The organism is Enterobacter asburiae, from assembly GCA_011754535.1.
Taxonomy (GTDB): domain Bacteria; phylum Pseudomonadota; class Gammaproteobacteria; order Enterobacterales; family Enterobacteriaceae; genus Enterobacter; species Enterobacter cloacae_N.
In genome coordinates, this window is sequence record JAAQVN010000001.1 from 3,184,766 (window position 1) to 3,206,617 (window position 21,852).

General features: G+C 54.8%; 25 protein-coding genes. 8 read left to right on the top strand and 17 right to left on the bottom strand.

All coding sequences use genetic code 11. The annotated features are described in order from the left end of the window. Positions 1-66: 66 nt before the first annotated feature. The 3 genes from HBM95_15015 to HBM95_15025 are packed head-to-tail and all read right to left on the bottom strand — an operon-like array spanning position 67 to position 2,830. Positions 67-822 carry a terminase endonuclease subunit gene (locus HBM95_15015; GenBank protein NIH44237.1) on the bottom strand — a complete coding sequence of 252 codons (756 nt, stop codon included), beginning with the start codon at positions 820-822 and terminating at the stop codon, positions 67-69. A 3-nt stretch (positions 823-825) separates the two neighbouring features. Further along, positions 826-1,920, bottom strand: coding sequence for a phage major capsid protein, P2 family (locus tag HBM95_15020; protein NIH44238.1), 1,095 nt, complete (start codon positions 1,918-1,920; stop codon positions 826-828). Positions 1,921-1,975: 55 nt separating this feature from the next. Beyond that, the gene (locus HBM95_15025; GenBank protein ID NIH44239.1) at positions 1,976-2,830 is read right to left on the bottom strand and encodes a GPO family capsid scaffolding protein; all 855 of its coding nucleotides are present in this window, start codon (positions 2,828-2,830) and stop codon (positions 1,976-1,978) included. A 166-nt stretch (positions 2,831-2,996) separates the two neighbouring features. Here HBM95_15025 and HBM95_15030 point away from each other — a divergent pair, with 166 nt between their 5' ends. Beyond that, entirely contained in the window at positions 2,997-4,766 is a 1,770-nt protein-coding gene (locus HBM95_15030; GenBank protein ID NIH44240.1) for a terminase ATPase subunit family protein, read from the top strand. 1 nt (position 4,767) lies between these two features. Beyond that, a complete protein-coding gene (locus tag HBM95_15035) occupies positions 4,768-5,793 on the top strand; it encodes a phage portal protein (protein ID NIH44241.1) in 1,026 nt (341 codons plus the stop codon). Positions 5,794-6,109: 316 nt separating this feature from the next. On the opposite strand, the gene HBM95_15040 is transcribed toward HBM95_15035, so the two are convergent. The 9 genes from HBM95_15040 to HBM95_15080 form a co-directional block, all read right to left on the bottom strand. Next, positions 6,110-6,778, bottom strand: a complete 669-nt coding sequence (locus HBM95_15040; protein ID NIH44242.1) for a hypothetical protein — start codon at positions 6,776-6,778, stop codon at positions 6,110-6,112. Positions 6,779-6,834: 56 nt separating this feature from the next. Beyond that, positions 6,835-7,095 (bottom strand): hypothetical protein, encoded by a 261-nt coding sequence (locus HBM95_15045; protein NIH44243.1) that lies wholly within the window; start codon positions 7,093-7,095, stop codon positions 6,835-6,837. A 368-nt stretch (positions 7,096-7,463) separates the two neighbouring features. Then, positions 7,464-7,928 carry a DUF3850 domain-containing protein gene (locus HBM95_15050; protein ID NIH44244.1) on the bottom strand — a complete coding sequence of 155 codons (465 nt, stop codon included), beginning with the start codon at positions 7,926-7,928 and terminating at the stop codon, positions 7,464-7,466. A 5-nt stretch (positions 7,929-7,933) separates the two neighbouring features. Beyond that, positions 7,934-10,219, bottom strand: a complete 2,286-nt coding sequence (locus HBM95_15055) for a replication endonuclease (GenBank protein NIH44245.1) — start codon at positions 10,217-10,219, stop codon at positions 7,934-7,936. Beyond that, positions 10,209-10,484, bottom strand: a complete 276-nt coding sequence (locus HBM95_15060; GenBank protein NIH44246.1) for a DUF5405 family protein — start codon at positions 10,482-10,484, stop codon at positions 10,209-10,211. The genes HBM95_15055 and HBM95_15060 overlap by 11 nt, the downstream gene beginning before the upstream one ends. Before the next feature lie 16 nt (positions 10,485-10,500). Beyond that, on the bottom strand, positions 10,501-10,716 hold the full coding sequence (locus HBM95_15065) for a DUF2732 family protein (protein NIH44247.1): 216 nt from the start codon (positions 10,714-10,716) through the stop codon (positions 10,501-10,503). A gap of 64 nt (positions 10,717-10,780) precedes the next feature. Next, positions 10,781-11,281 carry a replication protein B gene (locus HBM95_15070; GenBank protein NIH44248.1) on the bottom strand — a complete coding sequence of 167 codons (501 nt, stop codon included), beginning with the start codon at positions 11,279-11,281 and terminating at the stop codon, positions 10,781-10,783. Continuing rightward, positions 11,272-11,457, bottom strand: coding sequence for a hypothetical protein (locus tag HBM95_15075; protein NIH44249.1), 186 nt, complete (start codon positions 11,455-11,457; stop codon positions 11,272-11,274). Before HBM95_15075 ends, HBM95_15070 begins: the two co-directional genes overlap by 10 nt. An 11-nt stretch (positions 11,458-11,468) precedes the next feature. Further along, positions 11,469-11,744: a hypothetical protein gene (locus HBM95_15080; protein ID NIH44250.1), complete on the bottom strand. Its 276-nt coding sequence runs from the start codon at positions 11,742-11,744 to the stop codon at positions 11,469-11,471. Positions 11,745-11,866: 122 nt separating this feature from the next. On the opposite strand from HBM95_15080, the gene HBM95_15085 reads away from it, so the two are divergent. Beyond that, on the top strand, positions 11,867-12,166 hold the full coding sequence (locus tag HBM95_15085) for a helix-turn-helix transcriptional regulator (GenBank protein ID NIH44251.1): 300 nt from the start codon (positions 11,867-11,869) through the stop codon (positions 12,164-12,166). Between the two features lie 114 nt (positions 12,167-12,280). Further along, a complete protein-coding gene (locus HBM95_15090) occupies positions 12,281-13,291 on the top strand; it encodes a tyrosine-type recombinase/integrase (GenBank protein ID NIH44252.1) in 1,011 nt (336 codons plus the stop codon). A 100-nt stretch (positions 13,292-13,391) separates the two neighbouring features. Here HBM95_15090 and HBM95_15095 read toward each other — a convergent pair whose 3' ends face one another. Then, a complete protein-coding gene (locus HBM95_15095; protein NIH44253.1) occupies positions 13,392-13,892 on the bottom strand; it encodes a DUF523 domain-containing protein in 501 nt (166 codons plus the stop codon). Positions 13,893-14,033: 141 nt separating this feature from the next. Here HBM95_15095 and yegS point away from each other — a divergent pair, with 141 nt between their 5' ends. Continuing rightward, on the top strand, positions 14,034-14,933 hold the full coding sequence (yegS, locus tag HBM95_15100; GenBank protein NIH44254.1) for a lipid kinase YegS: 900 nt from the start codon (positions 14,034-14,036) through the stop codon (positions 14,931-14,933). A gap of 56 nt (positions 14,934-14,989) precedes the next feature. On the opposite strand, the gene fbaB is transcribed toward yegS, so the two are convergent. Continuing rightward, positions 14,990-16,042 (bottom strand): class I fructose-bisphosphate aldolase, encoded by a 1,053-nt coding sequence (fbaB, locus tag HBM95_15105; protein NIH44255.1) that lies wholly within the window; start codon positions 16,040-16,042, stop codon positions 14,990-14,992. Positions 16,043-16,292: 250 nt separating this feature from the next. Between fbaB and HBM95_15110 the strand changes: the two genes are divergently transcribed. The 3 genes from HBM95_15110 to HBM95_15120 are packed head-to-tail and all read left to right on the top strand — an operon-like array spanning position 16,293 to position 19,521. Then, entirely contained in the window at positions 16,293-17,570 is a 1,278-nt protein-coding gene (locus HBM95_15110; protein ID NIH44256.1) for an MFS transporter, read from the top strand. Further along, complete coding sequence (locus tag HBM95_15115) at positions 17,567-18,571, top strand: ADP-ribosylglycohydrolase family protein (protein ID NIH44257.1); 1,005 nt, start codon at positions 17,567-17,569, stop codon at positions 18,569-18,571. The genes HBM95_15110 and HBM95_15115 overlap by 4 nt, the downstream gene beginning before the upstream one ends. After that, entirely contained in the window at positions 18,568-19,521 is a 954-nt protein-coding gene (locus HBM95_15120; GenBank protein NIH44258.1) for a sugar kinase, read from the top strand. The genes HBM95_15115 and HBM95_15120 overlap by 4 nt, the downstream gene beginning before the upstream one ends. On the opposite strand, the gene HBM95_15125 is transcribed toward HBM95_15120, so the two are convergent. The 3 genes from HBM95_15125 to thiM are packed head-to-tail and all read right to left on the bottom strand — an operon-like array spanning position 19,495 to position 21,851. Continuing rightward, positions 19,495-20,241 carry a GntR family transcriptional regulator gene (locus HBM95_15125; GenBank protein ID NIH44259.1) on the bottom strand — a complete coding sequence of 249 codons (747 nt, stop codon included), beginning with the start codon at positions 20,239-20,241 and terminating at the stop codon, positions 19,495-19,497. The two genes, HBM95_15120 and HBM95_15125, sit on opposite strands and share 27 nt — an antisense overlap. Before the next feature lie 42 nt (positions 20,242-20,283). Next, the gene (thiD, locus tag HBM95_15130) at positions 20,284-21,084 is read right to left on the bottom strand and encodes a bifunctional hydroxymethylpyrimidine kinase/phosphomethylpyrimidine kinase (GenBank protein NIH44260.1); all 801 of its coding nucleotides are present in this window, start codon (positions 21,082-21,084) and stop codon (positions 20,284-20,286) included. Continuing rightward, positions 21,081-21,851, bottom strand: a complete 771-nt coding sequence (gene thiM / locus HBM95_15135) for a hydroxyethylthiazole kinase (protein ID NIH44261.1) — start codon at positions 21,849-21,851, stop codon at positions 21,081-21,083. The genes thiD and thiM overlap by 4 nt, the downstream gene beginning before the upstream one ends. Position 21,852: the final 1 nt, after the last annotated feature.

Below are 21,852 nucleotides of genomic sequence, written 5' to 3' on the forward strand. Positions count from 1 at the left end.
CGGTCGCAGTCAGGGCAATTGATACCCGCATTGACCGGCGTGCCGCCCGGCTCGGGGAGCGCTCGGTTAACCTGCGGCTTTTTCCGCCTTTGGTGGACGCCCGCGCCGTGCCGCCGGTTTAGCGGCAGGTTTGCGCGTGCGCGGTTTAGTCTTTTGGGTTTTCGGTGCCGGTTCGGGTTTTGGCCTGAGCTGACGCTCTAACTGCTCAATGTCTTTTCGAACGCCGATAGTGCTTTCTAACTGGATCGCACGCTGCAGGTGCGCCAGCGCCTCGGGCAGTTGCTTTGCATCACGCAGCACGTAGCCGGTGATTTTGTGCAGCTTCGCGCGCACGATATCGGGCATATCCGCGCGCTCGGTCAGCGCGAGGGTGTCGAGCAGGTTCGACAGTTCGACCGGCTGTTTAGCAGCAAGCAGGCGTTGCGCGGCCAGTGCCACCTCTTCGGCCAGAAGGTAAGGCGTCGGACGTCGACCGGTCGGCATGGTCAGGCCGTAGGTCATGGCATAACGGGCAATTTCCAGCGCCCCGGCGATATCGTCAGCATCGAGACGCCAGAGCATCACCGTCATGACGATGTCATCCTGCGCGCCTTTGCCGTTTTCGAGGACGCCGGCGACCCACGGCAGATAGAACGGCAGCAGCTCGCGCTTTTTGTCTGCCTTGCGCTCATTGGATCGGATTTGTTTCAGCGTGCGGTTGTCTGCGGCCAGCTTAACGAGCATCTGCTCATAGGCAGTTGCATTGCGCAGCGGGACGGCAGCCCGCTGCGCTGTTTCAGAGGCCGAGACCCGCATCATGTGACGCGCTGCGGGACTCTTCATGGCTTACTCTCCGCTTTCCGGTGCTGCAGGCGCGGAAGCGCTTTCCGGTGCTGCCGGTGGGGTAAAGTCACCGAGCTTGATGTTTTCAATCAGGCAACCGGCGGCGTAAGCCTCGACCACATAGTCAATATTCATTGACTCGTAGTTTTCTACGCGGTCTTTTTTCGGTTCTTCAATGATGGCGCGACGGTGCGCGTCATCCATGAAGTAAATCGACAGGTTGTCGAGACGCGTCACCATCAGCCCATCAGCCGGGAAGTAAGGCACGCGCACGGCTGGCAGGTTGCCGATTCGCTTCTGGCTGATGATGATGTCAGCGGCCAGCGATTCGGTGTTTGCCTGCTCCTGATTGACGATAGGGAAATACTTATCCGCCATCAGCTTACGCCCGGTGATGACGACGAGCTCCGGGTCATCCTGATAAATCTCGTCAATCAGGTTACTGGTGGCATCCATGACCAGCGCGTCGAGGTTCGCATAGTCGCCGTTTTTACCCACGCGGATCACGTCGGAAATGACTGTGCCGTCCTCGTCGGTGACTTTCGACATCACGCGCGCTGGCGCTTCTTTGCGGTACTTCTGCAGCCAGCCGACGGCCACATCCTGCAGCAGCGGATTGTTTTTGCGGTTCGAGGTTTCCGCTCGGGTAGTACCGTTGAAACCGGCCATGATGAAATCGAGGGACTGACGTTTGATGATGGCGTCACGGATACGGGTCTGGAAGTCCTGGAATCGCGCCCACAGGTCGAGCTGTTTGTAGCGGATATGGAAGTCAAAGTTAATCTGGGCGCACTCGTATTTATTTGACTCCAGCGCGGTAAAATCAGCGGTCTTACGCTCATCATCACCGGCGGTGTCGGTGGTGCTCGCAATTGTGCCGTTAACACCGACCCCGACCTTTTCGCCTTTCAGCTCGTCGACCGGCACGATGTTGATTTTGGTCAGAAACGCGGATGACATCTGCAGGGTGGTCATCAGGGTTTGCGTGACCGATGGCTCGACGGTGAATTTCTTCGCCACGTCATCGGTGGAAACGCCGTTCAGCTCCGCGACGCGGGACAGGTAGGCATTAAATTTAAAGCGGGTATCTTTACGCATGGTTTTTCCTGTTCGGGTAAAAGGGGTCAGGCCGGGCAGCACGCCCGGCGTGTTATCAGCAGTTGGTCAGCAGCTCGTCGCCCGTACCGCCTTTTGAAAGTTCGCGGCGCGGCTGGCTCTGGCTTTCGGTGTTATCGAGGGAGCTTTTGAGGGCGTTAAACGCCTGCGCGCTTTCTTCCGCCTTGCTGGTCACGTTCTGCTTAAGCTGCGCAAAAGCGGTCTCCAGCTCGGTGATGCGCTGGTCGGTGGCGCTGAAATTGGTTTGCACCTGCTCGGTGATGGTGGTCACAGCCTCATGCACATCAGCGAAACGGGCGTCATCGCTGACCTGCTTCCGGCTGAAAATGGCCTTAACCATATCGGTAAGGCTGTTGAGCATGGTGTCGGGGACGTCTTCAAACTCCAGCTCAGCCAGTGAGGCCACAGAGAAAACGTCATCCGGCTGGTCTTTTTTACCGGCGAGCGGGTTCTGCGCGGCGCGGCTGCAGAATTCGAGGTATTCCGTGCCGAGGCTTGCCGGGTCATCGGTGACGGCCAGACCAACGAGATAACACTTGCCACTGTTGGCAAAGTTCGGGCGGATCTCCATGGAGGTGTAAACCTTCTGCCCTGCCTTAACCATGCTGACCAGCTCGTCGAGCGGCTGGATTTTGCCGTACAGCGCTTTTTTGCCATCGAGCGCAGAGCCATCGCTGATAATCTCCGCCTTAAGCTCGGTCACATCGCCATAGCGTTTAAACAGACTGTCAGGCATCAGACCCCGGATATGTTCGAGGTTAATGCGGCAGCCGTAGACGCGCGGGTCGAACGTGTCGGCCATATCCTGAATATCATCGCCGCTGATGACGCGGCCATCGCAGGTGTCACCCTCGACGCCGATGCGAAACCATTTAGAAACTGTCTTTGCCATTTTTCAGGTGTCCTGATGTTGGGTTTTCGGGTCGGGGTTAGTTTCCCGACTCTGACCCGTATCAGCCACCGCTTGCGCTCCTGTTAGATCTGATACAACAGGCACTTAGCGCTTATAACACCCCATTTCCTTAGCCTTGCCACGTAACACCAAAAACGAGGCAAGCATGACCATTTCAACTGACCTTTCTCTGTTAAATGACCCGCGACGACAGGCGCGGCTGTTGTACTGGCAGGGGTTCGCCGTGCCGCAAATCTGCGAGATGCTGCAGCTCAAGCGCCCGACCGTGCAGAGCTGGAAACAGCGCGATGGATGGGAAGAAACCGCGCCGATTAACCGCGTGGAATCGACGTTAGAGGCTCGGCTTATTCAGCTCTATGCAAAGCCAGACCTGACCGCGCATGACTTCAAAGTCGCTGATTTTCTGTCGCGCCAGATGGAGCGGCTCGCGCGCGTGAACCGCTACGGCCAGACCGGAAACGAGGTGGATTTAAATCCCAATATCGCCAGCCGTAACAAAGGGGATCGCAAAAAGCCGAAACGAAACTATTTCAGCGAGGAGGCCATAGAAAAACTGGAAGAGATTTTCTTCGATCAGTCGTTTGACTATCAGCTCCGCTGGCATAAAGCGGGGTTAGAGCACCGTATCCGCCACATCCTGAAATCCCGCCAGATTGGCGCGACGTTCTACTTTGCGCGCGAGTCACTTCTGCGCGCGCTTAAGACCGGGCAAAACCAGATATTTTTGTCTGCCAGTAAAACGCAGGCTTACGTGTTCCGTAAGTACATCATCGCCTTTGCCCGTCTGGTTGACGTCGACCTGTCAGGCGACCCGATCGTCATCGGCAACAATGGCGCTGAGCTGATTTTTCTCGGGACCAATTCCAACACCGCACAGAGCCACAACGGCGACCTGTATGTTGATGAAATTTTCTGGATACCCAATTTCCAGAAGCTGCGCAAAGTCGCCTCGGGCATGGCCTCGCAGTCACACCTGCGCACTACCTATTTTTCGACCCCGTCGACGCTGGCGCACGGCGCTTACCCGTTCTGGTCAGGCGAGCTGTTTAACCGTGGCCGCAGCAACCGCGACGAACGTGTCGACATTGATATCAGTCATCAGGCGCTCGCCGGTGGCGTGCTGTGCGGTGATGGACAGTGGCGGCAGATTGTCACCATTGAGGACGCGCTTGCCGGTGGCTGTACCCTGTTTAACCTCGACCAGCTTAAGCAGGAAAACAGCGCGGATGACTTCCGTAACCTGTTTATGTGCGAGTTCGTCGACGATAAGGCATCGGTATTCCCGTTCGAGGAGTTGCAGCGTTGCATGGTCGATGCGATGGAGGAATGGGAGGACTTCGAGCCGTTCGCCGACCGTCCGTTTAACTGGCGTCCGGTCTGGATTGGCTATGACCCTTCACACACCGGCGACAGCGCAGGCTGTGCGGTGCTGGCTCCGCCGCTGGTTGCCGGTGGCAAGTTCCGCATTCTTGAGCGTCACCAGTGGAAAGGCATGGATTTTGCCGCGCAGGCCGAGGCCATCCGGGCGCTGACCGAAAAATACACCGTCGACTATATCGGTATCGATGCGACCGGCATCGGCCAGGGTGTTTACCAGCTCGTGCGCTCATTCTTCCCGGCGGCGCGCGCCATCCGCTACACGCCGGAAATGAAAACCGCAATGGTGCTGAAAGCGAAAGACACCATCAGGCGCGGGTGTCTGGAATATGACGCCGGTGCGACCGACATCACTCAGTCATTTATGGCTATCCGCAAAACCATGACCAGCAGCGGCCGCAGCGCGACCTATGAAGCCAGCCGCAGCGAGGAAGCCAGCCACGCGGATATCGCGTGGGCGACCATGCACGCCCTGTTAAACGAGCCGCTTTCCGCCGGTAGCGGTATGCAATCAAGTTCAATTCTGGATATTAACTAAGATGAAAAAACGCCAAAAGAAACAGCCAAAACAGACCAGCATGACCGCCAGCGCGCCGCAGAAAATGGAGGCGTTCACTTTTGGTGAGCCGTCACCCGTGCTGGATCGCCGCGACATCCTCGACTATGTCGAGTGCATCAACAACGGTAAATGGTACGAGCCGCCGGTCAACTTCTCGGGACTGGCAAAAAGCCTGCGCGCCGCCGTACACCACAGCTCCCCGATTTACGTAAAGCGCAACATTCTGACCAGCACCTTTATCCCGCACCCGTTGCTGTCCCGTCAGAACTTCAGCCGCCTTGTGCTCGATTATCTGGTCTTCGCCAACGGCTATCTCGAGAAGCGCATGAGCGTGACCGGCCAGCTTTTTAAACTGGAAACCTCCCCTGCCAAATACACCCGCCGTGGCGTCGAAGATGGCGTTTACTGGTACGTGTCGAGCTTTACCAATCCGCACCAGTTCGCCCCCGGTTCGGTGTTTCACCTGCTTGAGCCTGATATCAATCAGGAGCTCTACGGGATGCCGGAATACCTTAGCGCGCTCAATTCCGCCTGGCTGAATGAATCCGCCACGCTGTTTCGTCGCAAGTATTACCAGAACGGCGCGCACGCGGGTTACATCATGTACGTGACCGACGCGGCGCAAAGCAGCACCGACGTCGAGGCGCTGCGCTCCGCGATGCGCGACTCGAAAGGGCTCGGGAATTTTAAAAACCTGTTTTTCTACGCCCCGAACGGGAAACCGGACGGCATTAAGATCGTGCCGCTGAGTGAAGTCGCCACGAAGGATGATTTTTTTAACATCAAGAAGGTGAGCGCCGCTGACCTGCTCGATGCGCACCGCGTGCCGTTCCAGCTCATGGGCGGCAAGCCTGAAAATATCGGCTCGATGGGCGATATCGAGAAGGTGGCGCGGGTATTTGTGCGTAACGAGCTGACGCCGCTGCAGGAGCGTTTCAAAGAGATAAACGACTGGCTCGGAATGGAGGTGATCCGCTTTAAGGATTACAACATCGAGACCGAGTAAACCCGCACAAAATGCCGCCTTTGGGCGGCACTTCCTAACAGCTCACCATACGCCGCACACGCCACGTAACCCCGCAACCGGTCACGATTCAACCTCACCGCTCAGCGCGCTACCACGACGCGCACAGACGCGCAAAATAAATCCTGTCACCACGTCTGGCGCGCAGTGCTATCCCCGCCTCGCCTGCGCGCTTAACGGGTCGCTTTTAATGCAGGTGCATCAGGAGCTCCGAACCGCGCCAGCGCTGGCGCTGGCTAGCAAACACAGAATAAAAAAACGAATGCAAATTCATGCGTCTGATGCATGCATAACTAGTTTAAAATAACTCATCACCTGATTTATCGCCTAACAAATGGGGATTTTGTTGCCCCCATGCGTCAAAACGACCTTTCACACAAGTAGTTAAAGCTTCTGGCAAATCAATATCATACGTTTTAAGAGCTGTGAAAATCTTCAATCTGAGCTTTTCAAATTTTAACTCTGGGTCATCCCTGAGAGAGATGAATATTGAAGCCCATTTCATATTACTCTCAATTACTAAAGGTAAATCCAAGTGGTCGCCTTTTTCTTTTAATACGGCGCTATCTTCATTCAACCGCTGCCCGAACATAAAATTTAACGAAACACTTAATGACTTTTCAGGAATAAATAAAGATAAATCAGTGATTTTAGCTTTTACATTTTTCAGATTTTTTATTCGTATGTTCATGGTATAAGTCTCACCAAAAGGTGATTTATCTATACCAGAAGTTGTTATTTCGATTTTTTCCACGTCTGCCTGCGTTGCATGGAATGCCATCCACATAGAAACAGCTACAGCCGCAAGTGTAGCCAATCCAGAAACCCACCCTCCCAGCATGCTCCACAATGCAACAATCTCAGAGTGACCTTTGTCTGCCCAAGCCAATTGGAATCCACCACAAAAAAATCCCAGAAGAAACATAAGCACGCACAAAGACATAACTGCCGCATATTTCCAAAACATCAACTATCCCCGGTAGTATTTTTTATACGTTAACATTTCATAGCTTCAACAACCAGTTAATCAAAAAGCGAATAATTCGGGTCAAATTCATCGCTTTTTGCCTCGACTTTTTTCATGGAGGCGAGAAAATCCATACCATCATTTAGCGACACAGGTCGCTCGTACTCAATCATAAAAACGTCATCATAAGTGCGTCCCAGCCAGTACCCACCGCCGCACTCTTTAGGCCGCTGGAAGAAAACCCACCCTCCGGGGCGATAATACTCTAAAGCCTCCCCGCGATAGACCACCTGAAAACCTAAGTCATAACCCGCCATATCCCCTCCATAAAAAAAATACTGTATGCACATACAGTATTTTTAGCAGATATTCAGGCGAAATGCTAACGCCTCGCCGGGCTCGTTGTTCAACACCACCGGCACTGAAAGCAAGTTTCAGCACCGGCGGCGTTCTTACGGTCGCCGTGGTGGCGGAATTTTCGGACCCTTTGCCGGTGCGAATATCTCATTTTTCGGATTGCTAATATCGAGACATTTATCGTAGCTATCCCGGACAATTTCGGCGCACCCGACCAGTTCGGCAGGGGTCAAATTTTCATTAATCATAATCTGTTGTAAGCGATGGACGATTGCCATCAATTTGATACTGTCGGTTTTGTGCCTGGGTGCCTCTCGATGTAGTTTCGTCATTTTATCCACCCTTTATTCTTAGCCAGTAAAATTGAATCTTCCGAAAATTCCCATACGCCATCGGGTGCAACTAACGCACCGGGTGAGGTATCGTTTAGAGAGTCAAATGAAACGGCCAGCCCCAAAGGATGCAAAATTTCATGGTTAATTCTGAATACAAGACCTCGCTTGCTTAACTCTTTCCAGCCAATCACCTCAAACAATTTTGATACCGGCGCTTTCAAAACCTCAATACTCAGCATCACATAATTTTCAGTCCACTCCTTTAAATCCGTAACATCCGTGACCCTCACCGATACACTTTCGCCGGTATACCCGCGCTCGGGCTCCCATTCCATCAACCGGAGGATATCGCCGCATTGATAGTCCCGGTCATTAAGCCGAAACTCAGCGCGCTTTGACTCCTCCCGCACAGCGTTAAAATGGACAGGCGCAATTTTTAACTCGTGAATTTTACTCATCTTCACTACTCCTCAGACATTGAAAACCCCGGCCACTCATCAGCAGCCGCATATTTGAATTTTTTATCGCCATAAATCACCGTAGCCCCACGCGCCAGCGCATCGAGCTCCCACCGTTCCGGGGTAATGCCCTCCTGAGCCAAATCGAAACGAATTTTTGCAACGCGATCCCTTTCGGGTTTTGTCATCCTGGCTGATGGCGCTTGCTCGCTGGTTTTGAGCGGCGCATTGCTTCTTTGCTGCCGATTTTTGCGCGGTGCGCCAGCTTTTAACGCCCCGTTAAGCACTTTCACGACGTCCGGCTCATTCCAGCCGATAACCCCGCGCTCAATCAGATTTAACACCGCTGCGGCTTGCTCAGACGGTGTGGGGGTCATAACTGGATCGCCACCGCCGGTGAGCTTTCCACAGTTATTGACAGGACTCCGAGGCGCGGCAGAGCCGCTTTTTAAGGTCAAAGGCTCAACGGCCAAAACCTTTGGAACGATGCGCCATTCGGCTGTACGGGTTACATGGACACGGTGAGCCCCGAGGTGAGGGGCATAAATCCCGACAACCCTCTCGATATCTTCCTCGTATTCGTTGACCTCATCCGTCACCTTACGGGCGACCCTGACCGCCTGAGCATCACGCTTAATGTTTGCTCCGCCCTGCGCGATGATATACAGGTCAAACTCGCCCTCATCAGCAGCAGCTCGCGCAGCCTCAACGCGGTCGTCAAATTCGCTGGCAATACTCACCCCGCGCGGCAACTTGCGCAGTTCGCGGTAAGCGCCCATTGTCGGGAGGCCAATCGGTTTAAACTGAGGGATGCGCCATGTAGACGCCCAAGCGGTGACGGCTGCGGCAGTATCTTTCAGGGGCTTGCCGGTGTCGTGGTCGAGCTGGCCGTCAAGCGCGTAGCCGTCGATATTTTTGGCAATGTATTTAGCGATATAACCCGCCGCGCCGCCCTGATTAAGATGACGAGACTCAAAGCGCTGTTTTGCCGCTCCCTTTTCGTGTCCGTCCTCTTTGAGGGCATAACGACGCATTATTTCGTTAATGGCTTTACGCTGACCGGGTTTGCAAAACAGCATCATGTGCCAGTGAGGCGTTCCGTCGTGGTGCGGTTCGACAACACGCATCCCGTACACCTCTAAATCGTTATCTTTGAACGCAGTGCGCATGAGGCTCCAGATTCGGCAGAGATAGCGCTGGCCGTCTTTTGGCGTGAATGCGGTTTCGTTCCATCCATGATTGAGCTGCACCGTTTTGCTTTCGCCTTTGCCGACCTGTCGGGTCGGATGATATTTCGAGGGTGTGGTCAGGGTAATGAACATCCCCACGTCACCGGCGCTGGCCGCGTAGCGCTCAATCCCGGCGATGGTATTCATCAGCTCCATGCGACGAATTTCAGGGTTTGAAATACTCCCCATGACCTTGCTAATGAGGTCGATACGTTCACCGGTGACTTTGTTTTCCAGCTCGCAGGATTTCAGGTATTCGAGATTAGCCAGTCGGCGCGCGTGAACATCGCGGATCGCTATTTTGCTGGCGTAGGGTGAACGGTCTTTGTTGACCTCACCGGCGGCAATAAGCAGTGCCTCGCGCCAGCGCATACGCTGCGCCTTGAGCTGGTTAACCCACCACTCGTCTTTTATCAGTCGTGAAATAGCGGAAAATGCCATGCGGATCGTCATCTGACCCTTACGGTATTTTTTCCAGTACATCGGTGTGATGTTAAAAGCGCGTGCGACACCGGCCACCTGACCGTATATGTGCGCCTGAGCCTCATCGGTAAAAAGGGATTCTTTACCGCCAAAAGCCTCAGCCCATTCGTCGCTGAGCTCCTCGTATTTGCTCCAGAGCTGCGAGGCAATACGGGAAGCAAATTTTTTGAGCTCTTTGTCGCTCATATCCGGCAAACGGGCATATACATCACGCTCTGACAGAAAGCCGGGCGAGACGGATTCATTTATTCCGCTCAGCTCGTTAACCCGCTCAAGACGCGGCAGCAGCTTGCGCTCAAACGTGTTTTTGAGGAAATACAGCCCACCCAAAGGGCTCTTTGTGTGGCGGATGAAGTTATAACGCGAGGTAAAAAGCGTTTGCAGGAAAAACGGCAGGCGGTCAATCCGGTTTAAAACACCTTGCACCTGACGGAGTTCGGCACGTGTAAGGGGTCTGTCGCGGCCTATGGCCTCGCGGGATTTGTTCCACGGATAAGCACCGACGAAATTCTCACCGGTGCTTTTTGGTAGTGGGGGTGGTGGTGAGGGGGCAACGCGCCCCCGGTTCTCAGCGGCCATTGTCGGTGAATGCTTCCAGACATTTTTGACCTAACTGCTCGACCTGCTTTTCTAAGTCTGAAAATTGACGAGCCTCACCGGTTAGAATGTTGTGCAGCACCAGACCGGAAACGAGCTTGCTGATAGTTGGATAAAAGCCAACAGTATCGAGCCATTCTTTACCGGCATTTTTGCCAGATTTAGCGATTTTCTTTTCCTGCAAAATAAACTGAAATTGGTCGCTAGTGATTACGAATTTATTATCAATGACAATATTAATGCTCATACAATCTCTTATTAATTTATCTCTGATTTAAAATAGAGTTGTGAATATTTTCGGATTCCTGCCCCAACAGTTCGATAATTTCAGTCCGGTTCATATCAGACTTGCAGATGTGAGCTATCAGAGAATCAAGCGCCGACGCGAAACGGGTCGCGGTGACTAACTGCGCCTCGACTGTGGCCTGAGCTAGCAGAGCTTTGATGTTGCTTCGAGGTACTGATATTTGTTTATTCATTTACCTAACTCCAGACAAAAAGATGCCCCACGCATTCAAGCGCGTAAAAAGTTTTGCGAGTTAATTAATGCAAATATTGCTCAGGCTTAACAGAGGTTAAAATAGTTGGGGCATATTCAAACAGGCTGAATAGTTCACGCAATGCACGGAATAATTGCTCCCGCCAATAACATGCATCTTCATTGATACGCCAGTAAGGCTGATTAAACTCTTTCTCAGTTAATCCGGCATGAAGGAATAAAGTGCGGCGCTGGCTTACTGTCAGGAAACTGATATAAGCCGTTTCACTGGCTCCGACCTGACGACGTTTAGAAAACGCATCGCGCAGCTCGTCAATCGCACAGGCCAGACGCTCGCGATCCACATCGTTCATTTCTTCAAAACGCATAGTCGCGTGACGCTGTTTAAGCTGAGCGTGAAAACAGACCGTCAGGCGGTCGCGTTCCATCATCTGATTGTAAAAATCGCATGAGTCATGCCAGCGAGGTTCTGCCAGATGCTTACCGATTATTACGCGCAGAGCTGCAGGTTGTTTTTGAACTAAACCAAGAGTCATTACAGCCATTTTGACACCCCTCTGATTTTCATGATGCGCTTAACAACCACAACCACAACCAGAATGCCAGGCTTACGGGTGCGGATGATGATGCCTCGACGTCCCCGACCGTGGGTGATGGTGAAGTTAATCGGGTTCGGGCTTTCGTTACGGAGCAACTGAGCGATGCAGCGTGGTTCTTTCATGGAATTCCCCCTTATGCCGGTTCGCCTAATCCTAACCACATCAACCAACCCTCACGTATTTCTTTTGGTCGGCTCTCATAGGCCATTTTCATCCCGTTATTCCACGCGGGTAAGTACACCCAATACTCTCCAGCTCTACCTGAAGTAGACTTTGGATCAGTCATTTCGATGATTGGCAATTTACCTTTCTCAATCATCCCCCTCACTGCTGCAGGTGTTTTACCAATAAGTTTTGCGAACTCATGGTAGGGGACTGCGTCACTAGTACTGACAATTTGTTTAGTCATCTGATAACCTTTCATCTAGATCTACCCAATGGGTTTCAATGTTCTCTAATGTACTGCAGTTAAAGTTAGAGAAACATGAAACATAATAGAGAATATCGTGATTATTAGAGGATCTCGATAACATGTCAACAGCAATCAATGTGAAGCTGGCTCTCATGCGCGAGTCAGAGAGGCTAAACCGTAAGCAATTCGCTGAAATTACAGGAGTTCCTTACAGCTCTTTAACCTATTACGAAAGCGGAAGAACCGTTCCGCCAACAGATATCACCATGAAAATTCTGCAACACCCCCGTTTCTGTAAGTACGCCCTTTGGTTTATGACAGAACAAATAGCACCTGAATCCGGGCAGATTGCACCGGCGCTCGCACACTTTGGGCAAGAGTTAACAGACTCGCAGCACTCAGACCAAAAGATTGGCTAACGATTTACCAAAGTTACTTTTATGAAAAATGTTTGTTATTGGCAGAGAAATACGCATCGAGCCATTACAAACCACGAAATCAAAGAGTTAAAAAGCCATTCGGAGGGTTTTCTTATGACAATTAAGAAGCTCGATGATGGTCGATATGAAGTGGACATCAGACCTGCCGGGCGCAACGGAAAGCGCATCCGCAGGAAGTTCGACAAGAAAAGCGAGGCCATCGCTTTTGAAAAACATACCCAATACAACCACCACAACAAAGATTGGTTAGCGAAACCGACAGATAAGCGGCATCTATCCGAGTTAACTAAAATCTGGTGGGAGCTGAAGGGTAAACATGAGGATCACGGTAAATCTAATCTTGGGAAAATTGAGATTTTCACAAAGATAACCGATGACCCTTGTGCGTTCCAGATTACTAAATCTGTGATAAGTCAGTACACCGCAGCACGTAGGTCACAAGGCGTTAAGCCATCCAGTATTAACCGTGACTTAACTTGTCTTAGCGGAATGTTTACCGCCCTCATAGATGCAGAGTTGTTTTTCGGTGAACACCCGTTCCGGGGAATGAAAAGGCTAAAAGAAGATAAACCGGAAACGGGGTATCTTACTCAGGATGAGATTGCCCTTCTGCTATCGAAACTGGATGGTGACAACAAGAAAATTGCGATTCTATGCCTCAGCACAGGGGCAAGATGGAGCGAAGCGGCGCGGCTCAAAGCGGAAAATGTTATTCACAACCGCTGCACGTTTGTCAAAACCAAAACAAACAAGCCACGCACCGTCCCCATATCGGAAGAAGTTGCCGAGTTAGTTGCAGGAAACAGGCGAGGTTTTCTTTTTCCGGATGCTAATTACCCGGCTTTCAGGCGGCTAATGAAGGAGTTAAAACCGGATTTACCTGCGGGTCAGGCAACACACGCATTGCGGCATAGTTTCGCTACGCACTTTATGATTAATGGCGGGAGTATTATCACATTGCAAAGGATTCTCGGTCATTCGCGCATTGAGCAAACCATGGTCTATGCGCACTTTGCACCTGAGTATCTACAGGATGCGATTTCGCTGAACCCGTTACGAGGTGGTGTGAACACAGATAGTGTCCACACTGTGTCCACACTGTAGTGATTTATAGTGGCTTTCAGTGGGTTTGTGTGCCGCTCAAACCCGCATTGCACCGCTGAAAGCTACTACTGTAAGGGGGATAAATCTCCCTTACGCGGGCTTATTTTTTGCCTTCTCTTTCCTCAACCCAGGCAATAAGTTCGTCGATTTGCCTCTCTGAGAACACGGCGATCCCATGCTCTGCAAGCAACGATGCAGCAACCCCCCTCCCGGCTTTCTGTATACCGCGAAAAGAACCGTCATAAATAAACTCACTGCCGCACGTTGGGCTGCCATCGGTTAACAATGCGGCGCTACACCCCGACGCCTGAGCAGCGCGTAGCGCGAGCCAGGCTGCAAGCTGATAATGTTCAGTCACATCCTGCCCTGTATCTTCAAGAATTCTGGCTTGTCCGTGCATCACGTCTTTGCCATCAGCGGACATAATCTCTGCCGGAGGACGAGGCACAGGCAGCCCGGCCGCAAGTTCAGGGCAGTGGATAACCAGACGTTGTTCCTGGTGCCAGCGAGCGAGTTGCTCATTCATTCGCGCTTTTTCACTTCCGTTATAACGGACCCTGAAGCCCATCAGGCAAGCGCTTACCAAAATTTTATTCATCATCACTTTCCTGTGATTACAATAATCTCATCGCTGAAGTGTAACGCGCTTTCGTGCCTGTTTTGTTCCTTTCATCCTGTTCTTACCCGCTTTTTCCCTCTCTGCTATACACTCTTACTAACGCTAAAAAAGGGAGCAGCGCGGATGGCAACCTATCCAGACAGTTTATTGATTCTCAATGGCAAAAGTGCGGGCAACGATCTGTTGCGTCAGGCGATTATTGGCCTGCGTGACGAAGGCGCGCGTATCCACGTCAGAGTGACGTGGGAAAAAGGCGACGCGGCACGCTACATCGACGAAGGCTTAGCGTTAGGCGTCAGCACCATTATTTCCGGCGGCGGCGACGGCACCATCAATGAGATCGCCTCTGCGCTTATTGGCCTGCCCCCGGCAGACCGCCCGGTGATGGGCATTTTACCCCTTGGTACTGCCAATGATTTTGCCACCAGCGCCGGGATCCCGGAAGATTTAGAAAAGGCGCTCCAGCTGGCGATCCTCGGCAAAGCCACCGCCGTGGATATCGCCCAGGTGAATGATAAAACCTGCTTTATCAATATGGCGACCGGCGGGTTCGGCACGCGCATCACCAGCGAAACGCCGGAAAAACTGAAGGCGGCGCTGGGCGGCGTATCATACCTGATCCACGGCCTGATGCGCATGGACACCCTTAAGCCGGACCGCTGCGAAATTCGCGGCGAGGATTTTCAGTGGCAGGGTGACGCGCTGGTGATTGGGATTGGCAATGGCCGCCAGGCAGGCGGCGGGCAGCAGCTCTGTCCGGAGGCGCTAATCAATGACGGTCAACTACAGCTGCGTATTTTCACCGGCGACGGCCTGCTGCCCGCGCTGTTTACCACGCTGACGCAGCCGGAAGAGAGCCCGAATATCATCGCCGGGAAATCGGCGTGGTTTGAGGTGAATGCTCCGCACGGGATGACCTTTAACCTCGACGGAGAGCCGCTGAGCGGGACGCAGTTCCGCATTGAGGTGCTGCCCGGCGCGCTGCAGTGTCGGCTACCGCCGGACTGTGTGCTTTTGCGCTGATGTTTTACACGGTGCGCGATGATGCCCTCTCCCACAGGGAGAGGGAGATGGAAGCGTCAGGCAATCGTGACTTTGCTATCCAGATAGACGTCCTGAACCGCATTGATCAGCTTCACGCCGTCGGCCATCGATTTCTTAAAGGCCTTACGGCCAAGGATCAGCCCCATGCCGCCCGCGCGTTTGTTGATCACCGCCGTACGCACCGCGTCTGACAGGTCGGTATCACCGCCCGCCGCACCGCCGGAGTTGATCAGCCCCGCACGGCCCATGTAGCAGTTCGCCAGCTGGTAGCGGACCAGGTCGATCGGGTTATCGCTGGTCAGCTTGCTGTAAACGCGATCGTCGGTATAGCCAAAGTTCACCGCCTTATAGCCGCCGTTGTTCTCGGCCATTTTCTGCTTCACGATATCTGCGCCGATGGTCGCCGCCAGGTGGTTCGCCTGCCCGGTCAGGTCGGCCGACACATGGTAATCCACCCCGTCTTTTTTAAACGCCGAGTTACGCAGATAGGCCCACAGCACGGTGACCATGCCCAGCTCGTGCGCGCGCTCAAACGCTGCGGAGATCTCTTCAATCTGGCGGCGGGACTGTTCAGAGCCGAAGTAAATCGTCGCCCCAACGGCCACCGCCCCCATGTTGAACGCCTGCTCGACGCTGGCGTAGAGGGTCTGATCATATTCGGTGGGGTAGCTGAGGGTTTCGTTATGGTTCAACTTCACGAGGAACGGAATGCGGTGGGCATAGCGACGCGACACCGAAGCCAGAACGCCGTAGGTGGACGCCACGCAGTTACAGCCCGCTTCAATCGCCAGCTCAACAATGTTCTTTGGATCGAAGTAGAGCGGGTTCGCCGCAAAGGAGGCCCCCGCCGAATGCTCGACGCCCTGGTCCACCGGCAGAATAGAGAGATACCCGGTGCCGCCGAGCCGCCCGGTGTTATAGAGCGTCTGCATGTTTCTCAGAACCGCAGGCGGACGGTTGTTATCAACCATCACGCGATCAACGTAGTCGTGACCAGGCAGGTAAAGCTGGTCGGCTGGAATGGTCATACAACGATGCTGTAAAAGGCTGTCGGCGTCTTTGCCAAGCAACTGCGCAATATCAGTCATGTGATACTCCCGTAAGTCCGACGTCGTGTCGGTGTGTGTTTATCCAGTCCCATTTTTTATGGGCAGACTAAGCCTGGTACCGACTTAACAGATTTTCCACCATTTGCATTTTTTTTCAGCACAATCTGCTGGCTCGATTCGTGTACAACAAAACTGTTACATTGATCAAACAATCGCCACAAAGGTATTTAAAAGGTATTATTGAGTGGTATGTTAAAGGCGTACCCTCTCTGACATGCAGGATTAAAAAATGAAAACGAAAGTCCAACTGTCATTCATGATGTTTGTTGAATGGTTTATCTGGGGCGCGTGGTTTGTGCCATTGTGGCTGTGGCTGAGCAAAAGCGGGTTTACCGCCGGGGAAATCGGCTGGTCTTACGCCTGTACCGCGATTGCCGCGATCCTCTCCCCGATCCTGGTCGGCTCGCTGACGGACCGCTTCTTCGCCGCGCAGAAGGTGCTGTCGGTGCTGATGTTTGCCGGCGCGATCCTGATGTACTTCGCCGCGCAGCAAACTCAGTTCAATACCTTCTTCCCGCTGCTGCTGGTTTACTCCCTGACCTATATGCCGACCATCGCGCTGACCAACAGTATCGCCTTCGCGAACGTCGATGACGTTGAGGCCGACTTCCCGCGCATCCGCGTGATGGGCACCATCGGCTGGATCGCCTCGGGGCTGGCGTGCGGGTTCCTGCCTCAGATGCTGGGCTACAGTGATATTTCCGACACCAATATCCCGCTGCTGATGACGGCGGCCAGCTCCGCCCTGCTCGGCGTCTTTGCCCTGTTCCTGCCGAACACACCGCCGAAAAGTACCGGCAAGCTGGATTTCAAAGTCATGCTGGGGCTGGATGCGCTGATCCTGCTGCGCGACAAAAACTTCCTGGTGTTCTTCTTCTGCTCGTTCCTGTTCGCCATGCCGCTGGCTTTCTACTACATCTTCGCCAACGGCTATCTCACCGAAGTGGGCATGAAAAACGCCACCGGCTGGATGACGCTCGGCCAGTTCTCCGAAATCTTCTTTATGCTCGCCCTGCCGTTTTTCACCAAACGCTTTGGTATTAAGAAGGTCTTACTGCTGGGCCTGATTACCGCCGCCATCCGCTACGGGTTCTTCGTCTACGGCGGTGCGGAGCAGTACTTCACCTACGCCCTGCTGTTCCTCGGTATTCTGCTGCACGGCGTGAGCTACGACTTCTATTACGTCACCGCGTATATCTACGTGGACAAAAAGGCGCCGGCGCATATGCGAACCGCCGCGCAGGGCCTGATTACGCTGTGCTGCCAGGGCTTTGGTAGCCTGCTGGGATACCGCCTGGGCGGCGTAATGATGGAAAAAATGTTCGCCTACAAAGAGCCGGTGAATGGGCTGACCTTCAACTGGGCCGGAATGTGGACATTTGGTGCAATCATGATTGCCGTGATTGCCGTGCTGTTTATGCTGTTTTTCCGCGAATCGGATAAAGAGATCACCGCAATTGAGGTGGTTGATGGCGATACCGCGCTGACACAAGGGGAAGTTAAATGAAACAAGACCGTATTCTCGGGGCCCTTTACGGGCAGGCATTAGGGGATGCGATGGGCATGCCGTCGGAGCTGTGGCCGAGAAAGCGCGTCAAAGCGCACTTCGGCTGGATCGACCGCTTTTTACCCGGCCCGGCAGAGAATAACGCGGCCTGCTATTTCAGGCAGGCAGAGTTCACCGACGATACCTCGATGGCGCTGTGCCTGGCGGATGCGATCATCGAGTGCGACGGCGAGATTAACGCGGACGTTATCGGCAAGCATATTCTGAACTGGGCGCTCGACTTCGACGCGTTTAATAAGAACGTGCTTGGCCCGACCTCGAAAATCGCGCTTAACGCGATCCGGGACGGTAAGCAGGTCAGCGAGCTGGACAACAACGGCGTGACTAACGGGGCGGCGATGCGCGCCTCCCCGCTGGGCTGCCTTCTCCCGGCGACGCGGCTGGAACACTTTGTGGGGCAGGTGGCACTGGCCTCCAGCCCAACGCATAAATCGGATCTTGCCATCGCCGGTGCGGTGGTGATTGCCTGGGCGGTTTCCCGCGCCATCGACGGAGAGCGCTGGCAGAACATCGTCGATGCGCTGCCGGGGATCGCCCGCTATGCGCAGGAGGTGAAAACCACCACCTTCAGCGCGTCGCTGGCGGCGCGCATTGAGCTGGCGCTTAAGACCGTACGGGAAGCCAACGGGATCGACTCCGCCAGCGAGCAGATTTATCAGCTCACTGGCGCAGGAACCAGCACCATCGAGTCCGTTCCGGCGGCCATTGCGATGGTGGAACTGGCGGGAACCGACCCGAACCGATGCGCGATTTTATGCGCCAATTTGGGCGGAGATACCGACACCATCGGCGCGATGGCGACAGCCATCTGCGGCGCGCTCCACGGCGTTCAGGCGATTGACCCGGCGCTGAAGGCCGAGCTCGACGCCGTTAACCAGCTCGATTTTGGCCACTACAGCGAGAAGCTGCTGCACTTCAGGGAGCAAAGGGAGGGCGTATGAATTCATTTGCCCAACGTCTCGACACCCTGCACGCCACCCGCCCGGTGACGGTGCTGGGCGCGGCGGTAATTGACGTCATCGCCGACGCCTACGCCCTGCCCTGGCGCGGGTGTGATATCGAGCTTAAACAGCAGGGGGTAAATATTGGCGGCTGCGCGCTGAATATCGCCATCGCCCTGAAACGGCTCGGCATTGTGGCGCAAAACGCCCTTCCCGTCGGCCACGGCGTGTGGGCGGATATTATCCGCAACGCGATGGCGAAGCAGGATCTGCGCAGCGCCGTGGAGGCTGAAACCGGCGACAACGGCTGGTGTCTGGCGCTGGTGGAGCCTGACGGCGAGCGCACCTTTATGTCCTTTAGCGGCGTCGAGAACCAGTGGCAGCAGCGCTGGCTTGACGAGCTATACGTTCCGCAAAACAGTCTGGTTTATCTCTCCGGCTACCAACTGGCCTCGCCGTGCGGCGAGCTGCTGACGGGCTGGCTGGAAGGGTTGCAGGACGTGACGGCGCTTATCGATTTCGGCCCGCGCATCGCGGATATTCCCGACGCGCTGATGACGCGGATTATGGCCTGTAAACCGATCGTGTCGCTTAATCGTCAGGAAGCGGAGCTCGCTGCTGAAAGGCTGGGTGTGGAGGCTGAACACCTGGGTGAGGTGTGGCAGCAGCGCTTCGGCGCCGCGCTGATTGTGCGCCACGATAAAGACGGTGCTACATGGTATGACGGTGCCGTCTCGGGCGTTGTTCCGGCGTTTCCCGCCACGGTGGTGGACACCATTGGTGCAGGCGACAGCCACGCGGGCGGCACGCTTGCCGGGCTGGCGGCGGGATGGTCACTGGCAGACGCCGTTTTGCTGGGAAATGCCGTGGCGTCCTGGGTGGTTAGCCACCGCGGCGGGGATTGCGCGCCCACGCGTGAGGAATTACTCCTCGCACACAAAGACGTATAGATCGCTGCGACAGTAGCTGATGCTGTACTCAATCGGCCGGTGCTGCTGGTCAAGCGCAACCTGCTTGATCACCAGCACCGGTATTTTTTCGTCCATCTGAATGTGCGCCTGAAACTCGCTGTCCGGCATGCGGGCGCTGACCCGAGAACGGGTGCGCTGCGGGAAGATATTCTGACTGCGGAAGTAGTCGTACAGCGAAATCCCTATCGCATCCGGATCGGGAATGAGCCCGACCGGTACCCAGGACTCTTCAATCGACACCGCATCGTCATCCACATAGCGAATGCGCTTCAGCAAAAAGACGTCGCTGTTCGGCTCCAGCGACAGGTGGCCCGCCACCTCTTCCGGGCATTTCACCACGCGTTTATTGACCCACAGCGTGTTTGGCGTTTTGCCGCGCAGCACCACCTGCTGAGAGAAACCGCGCGCTTCCTTGAGCGAGTATTCGAAGATGTTGTTAATTTGCGTGCCGTAACCCCGGGCACGCGTCACAACCCCCTCGGCTTCCAGCGCCTGCATCGCTTTGCGCACGGTGATCCGCGACACGCCGGTTAACTGGCTCAGATCGCGCTCGCCGGGCAAAATGTTCCCGTGCTCCAGCACCCCGCTGCGCACCGCGTTTTTTACCGTTTCGGCAAATTTCAGGTAAAGCGGCGTGTTGTCAGGCGCGGCGATCCGTTCAGTCAGTTGAGCGATTAACCGGGTATGCGCTTGTTCCATCTCTGTTTTCTCAGGCGTGGTGTTTCCTGCCAGTATACTGGGTTACCACCACGCATGAAAATGATGAACCGGCCCAATACCGTGACCGACTTCCAGAGTATCGGCTTTTGCCAGCGCCGCCGAAAGCCAGGTTTTCGCTTCGCGTACCGTATCGGCCCAGCCGTCATGCCGCGGGCGCAGCGCCGCCAGCGCGGCTGAGAGGGTGCACCCTGTGCCGTGGGTGTTTTTGGTCTGCACGCGCGGGGCGGTAAACCGCATTTCGCCGTCACGGGTAAAAAGCCAGTCCGGGCTTTCAGCATCATCCAGATGCCCGCCCTTCATCAGCACCGCCCCGCAGCCCATCGCCAGCAGCGCATTGCCCTGCTCTTTCATTTCCCGTTCAGTTTGCGCATGAGGCGCGCCCAGCAGCGCGGCGGCTTCCGGAAGATTGGGCGTGATGAGCGCTACCTGCGGCAGCAGCTTATTGCGCAACGTCTCGACGGCGGAGGCGGAGAGCAGCGGATCGCCGCTTTTTGCCAGCATGACGGTATCCAGCACCACGTTTTGCACCTGATAGCGCTTAAGCCGTTCGGCCACCGCTTCCACAATGTCCGTTTCGGCCAGCATGCCGATCTTGGTGGAATCAATACGCACATCGCTGAACACCGAATCCAGCTGTGCGGCAACAAAATCCGGCTCGATGCGGTAGACCGACTGTACACCGCGCGTGTTTTGTGCCACCAGCGCGGTAATCACTGAGCAGCCGTACGCGCCAAGGGCCGAGAAGGTTTTCAGATCGGCCTGGATGCCCGCGCCGCCGCTGGGATCGGTGCCGGCTATGGTCAGGGCGTTAATCCGCTTCATGCCTGCTCCTCCAGCGTGTAAAGTTCATCCAGGAACGCGGCGGCAAAACTGCCTGGCCCGCGCGAGCGCGTAACGGCTGCCGTTCCGGCTCGCTTAATCCATCCACAAGCGGCGGCAACGTTATCCAGCCTGTCCCCCGGCAGCGAACAGCTGGCCGCTACGACGGCAGAAAGCGCGCATCCGGTTCCCACCACGCGGGTCATCAGCGGATCGCCTCCCGTAACCGTGCGGGTGCATTGCCCATCAGTGATGTAATCCACTTCACCGGTGACCACTATGATGGCATTGGTTTGCCGGGCCAGCGCCTGAGCAGCAGGTAGCGCGCTGGCCGCGGTGTCGGTTGTATCGACGCCGCGCCCGCCCGCGCTCATTCCCGCCAGAGCCAGGATTTCTGAAGCGTTGCCGCGAATGGCGGCCGGTTGCAGGGCAAGGATTTGATGGCAAAAACGGGTGCGGAACGTCAGGGCGCCCACGGCAACCGGATCCAGCGTCCAGGGCTTGCCTGCCGCTACGGCGCTTTCTATTGCCCGACGCATCGCCTGCGCGCGCGGCGCAGTCAGCGTCCCGACGTTAACCAGCAGCGCGTCAGCGACGGCGGCGAACTGTTCAGCTTCTTCGGCCTCAACCACCATTGCAGGGGATGCACCAAGTGCCAGCAAAACGTTGGCCGTAAAGGTCTGTACGACATCGTTGGTCATACAATGGGTAAGCGGACAACGGGTGCGGAAGTGGTGTAAAACGTGTAAATCGAGCAGGTCAGGCTGCATG

Coding starts and splice junctions, on each gene's coding strand:
- HBM95_15085 (NIH44251.1), top strand. CDS start 11,867: ATGTCAACAGCAATCAATGTGAAGCTGGCTCTCATGCGCGAGTCAGAG.
- HBM95_15045 (NIH44243.1), bottom strand. CDS start 7,095: ATGGCGGGTTATGACTTAGGTTTTCAGGTGGTCTATCGCGGGGAGGCT.
- HBM95_15030 (NIH44240.1), top strand. CDS start 2,997: ATGACCATTTCAACTGACCTTTCTCTGTTAAATGACCCGCGACGACAG.
- HBM95_15015 (NIH44237.1), bottom strand. CDS start 822: ATGAAGAGTCCCGCAGCGCGTCACATGATGCGGGTCTCGGCCTCTGAA.
- HBM95_15065 (NIH44247.1), bottom strand. CDS start 10,716: ATGAATAAACAAATATCAGTACCTCGAAGCAACATCAAAGCTCTGCTA.
- HBM95_15090 (NIH44252.1), top strand. CDS start 12,281: ATGACAATTAAGAAGCTCGATGATGGTCGATATGAAGTGGACATCAGA.
- thiM (NIH44261.1), bottom strand. CDS start 21,851: ATGCAGCCTGACCTGCTCGATTTACACGTTTTACACCACTTCCGCACC.
- HBM95_15035 (NIH44241.1), top strand. CDS start 4,768: ATGAAAAAACGCCAAAAGAAACAGCCAAAACAGACCAGCATGACCGCC.
- fbaB (NIH44255.1), bottom strand. CDS start 16,042: ATGACTGATATTGCGCAGTTGCTTGGCAAAGACGCCGACAGCCTTTTA.
- HBM95_15075 (NIH44249.1), bottom strand. CDS start 11,457: ATGAAAGAACCACGCTGCATCGCTCAGTTGCTCCGTAACGAAAGCCCG.
- HBM95_15115 (NIH44257.1), top strand. CDS start 17,567: ATGAAACAAGACCGTATTCTCGGGGCCCTTTACGGGCAGGCATTAGGG.
- HBM95_15055 (NIH44245.1), bottom strand. CDS start 10,219: ATGGCCGCTGAGAACCGGGGGCGCGTTGCCCCCTCACCACCACCCCCA.
- yegS (NIH44254.1), top strand. CDS start 14,034: ATGGCAACCTATCCAGACAGTTTATTGATTCTCAATGGCAAAAGTGCG.
- HBM95_15050 (NIH44244.1), bottom strand. CDS start 7,928: ATGAGTAAAATTCACGAGTTAAAAATTGCGCCTGTCCATTTTAACGCT.
- HBM95_15025 (NIH44239.1), bottom strand. CDS start 2,830: ATGGCAAAGACAGTTTCTAAATGGTTTCGCATCGGCGTCGAGGGTGAC.
- thiD (NIH44260.1), bottom strand. CDS start 21,084: ATGAAGCGGATTAACGCCCTGACCATAGCCGGCACCGATCCCAGCGGC.
- HBM95_15080 (NIH44250.1), bottom strand. CDS start 11,744: ATGACTAAACAAATTGTCAGTACTAGTGACGCAGTCCCCTACCATGAG.
- HBM95_15125 (NIH44259.1), bottom strand. CDS start 20,241: ATGGAACAAGCGCATACCCGGTTAATCGCTCAACTGACTGAACGGATC.
- HBM95_15120 (NIH44258.1), top strand. CDS start 18,568: ATGAATTCATTTGCCCAACGTCTCGACACCCTGCACGCCACCCGCCCG.
- HBM95_15040 (NIH44242.1), bottom strand. CDS start 6,778: ATGTTTTGGAAATATGCGGCAGTTATGTCTTTGTGCGTGCTTATGTTT.
- HBM95_15110 (NIH44256.1), top strand. CDS start 16,293: ATGAAAACGAAAGTCCAACTGTCATTCATGATGTTTGTTGAATGGTTT.
- HBM95_15060 (NIH44246.1), bottom strand. CDS start 10,484: ATGAGCATTAATATTGTCATTGATAATAAATTCGTAATCACTAGCGAC.
- HBM95_15070 (NIH44248.1), bottom strand. CDS start 11,281: ATGGCTGTAATGACTCTTGGTTTAGTTCAAAAACAACCTGCAGCTCTG.
- HBM95_15020 (NIH44238.1), bottom strand. CDS start 1,920: ATGCGTAAAGATACCCGCTTTAAATTTAATGCCTACCTGTCCCGCGTC.
- HBM95_15095 (NIH44253.1), bottom strand. CDS start 13,892: ATGATGAATAAAATTTTGGTAAGCGCTTGCCTGATGGGCTTCAGGGTC.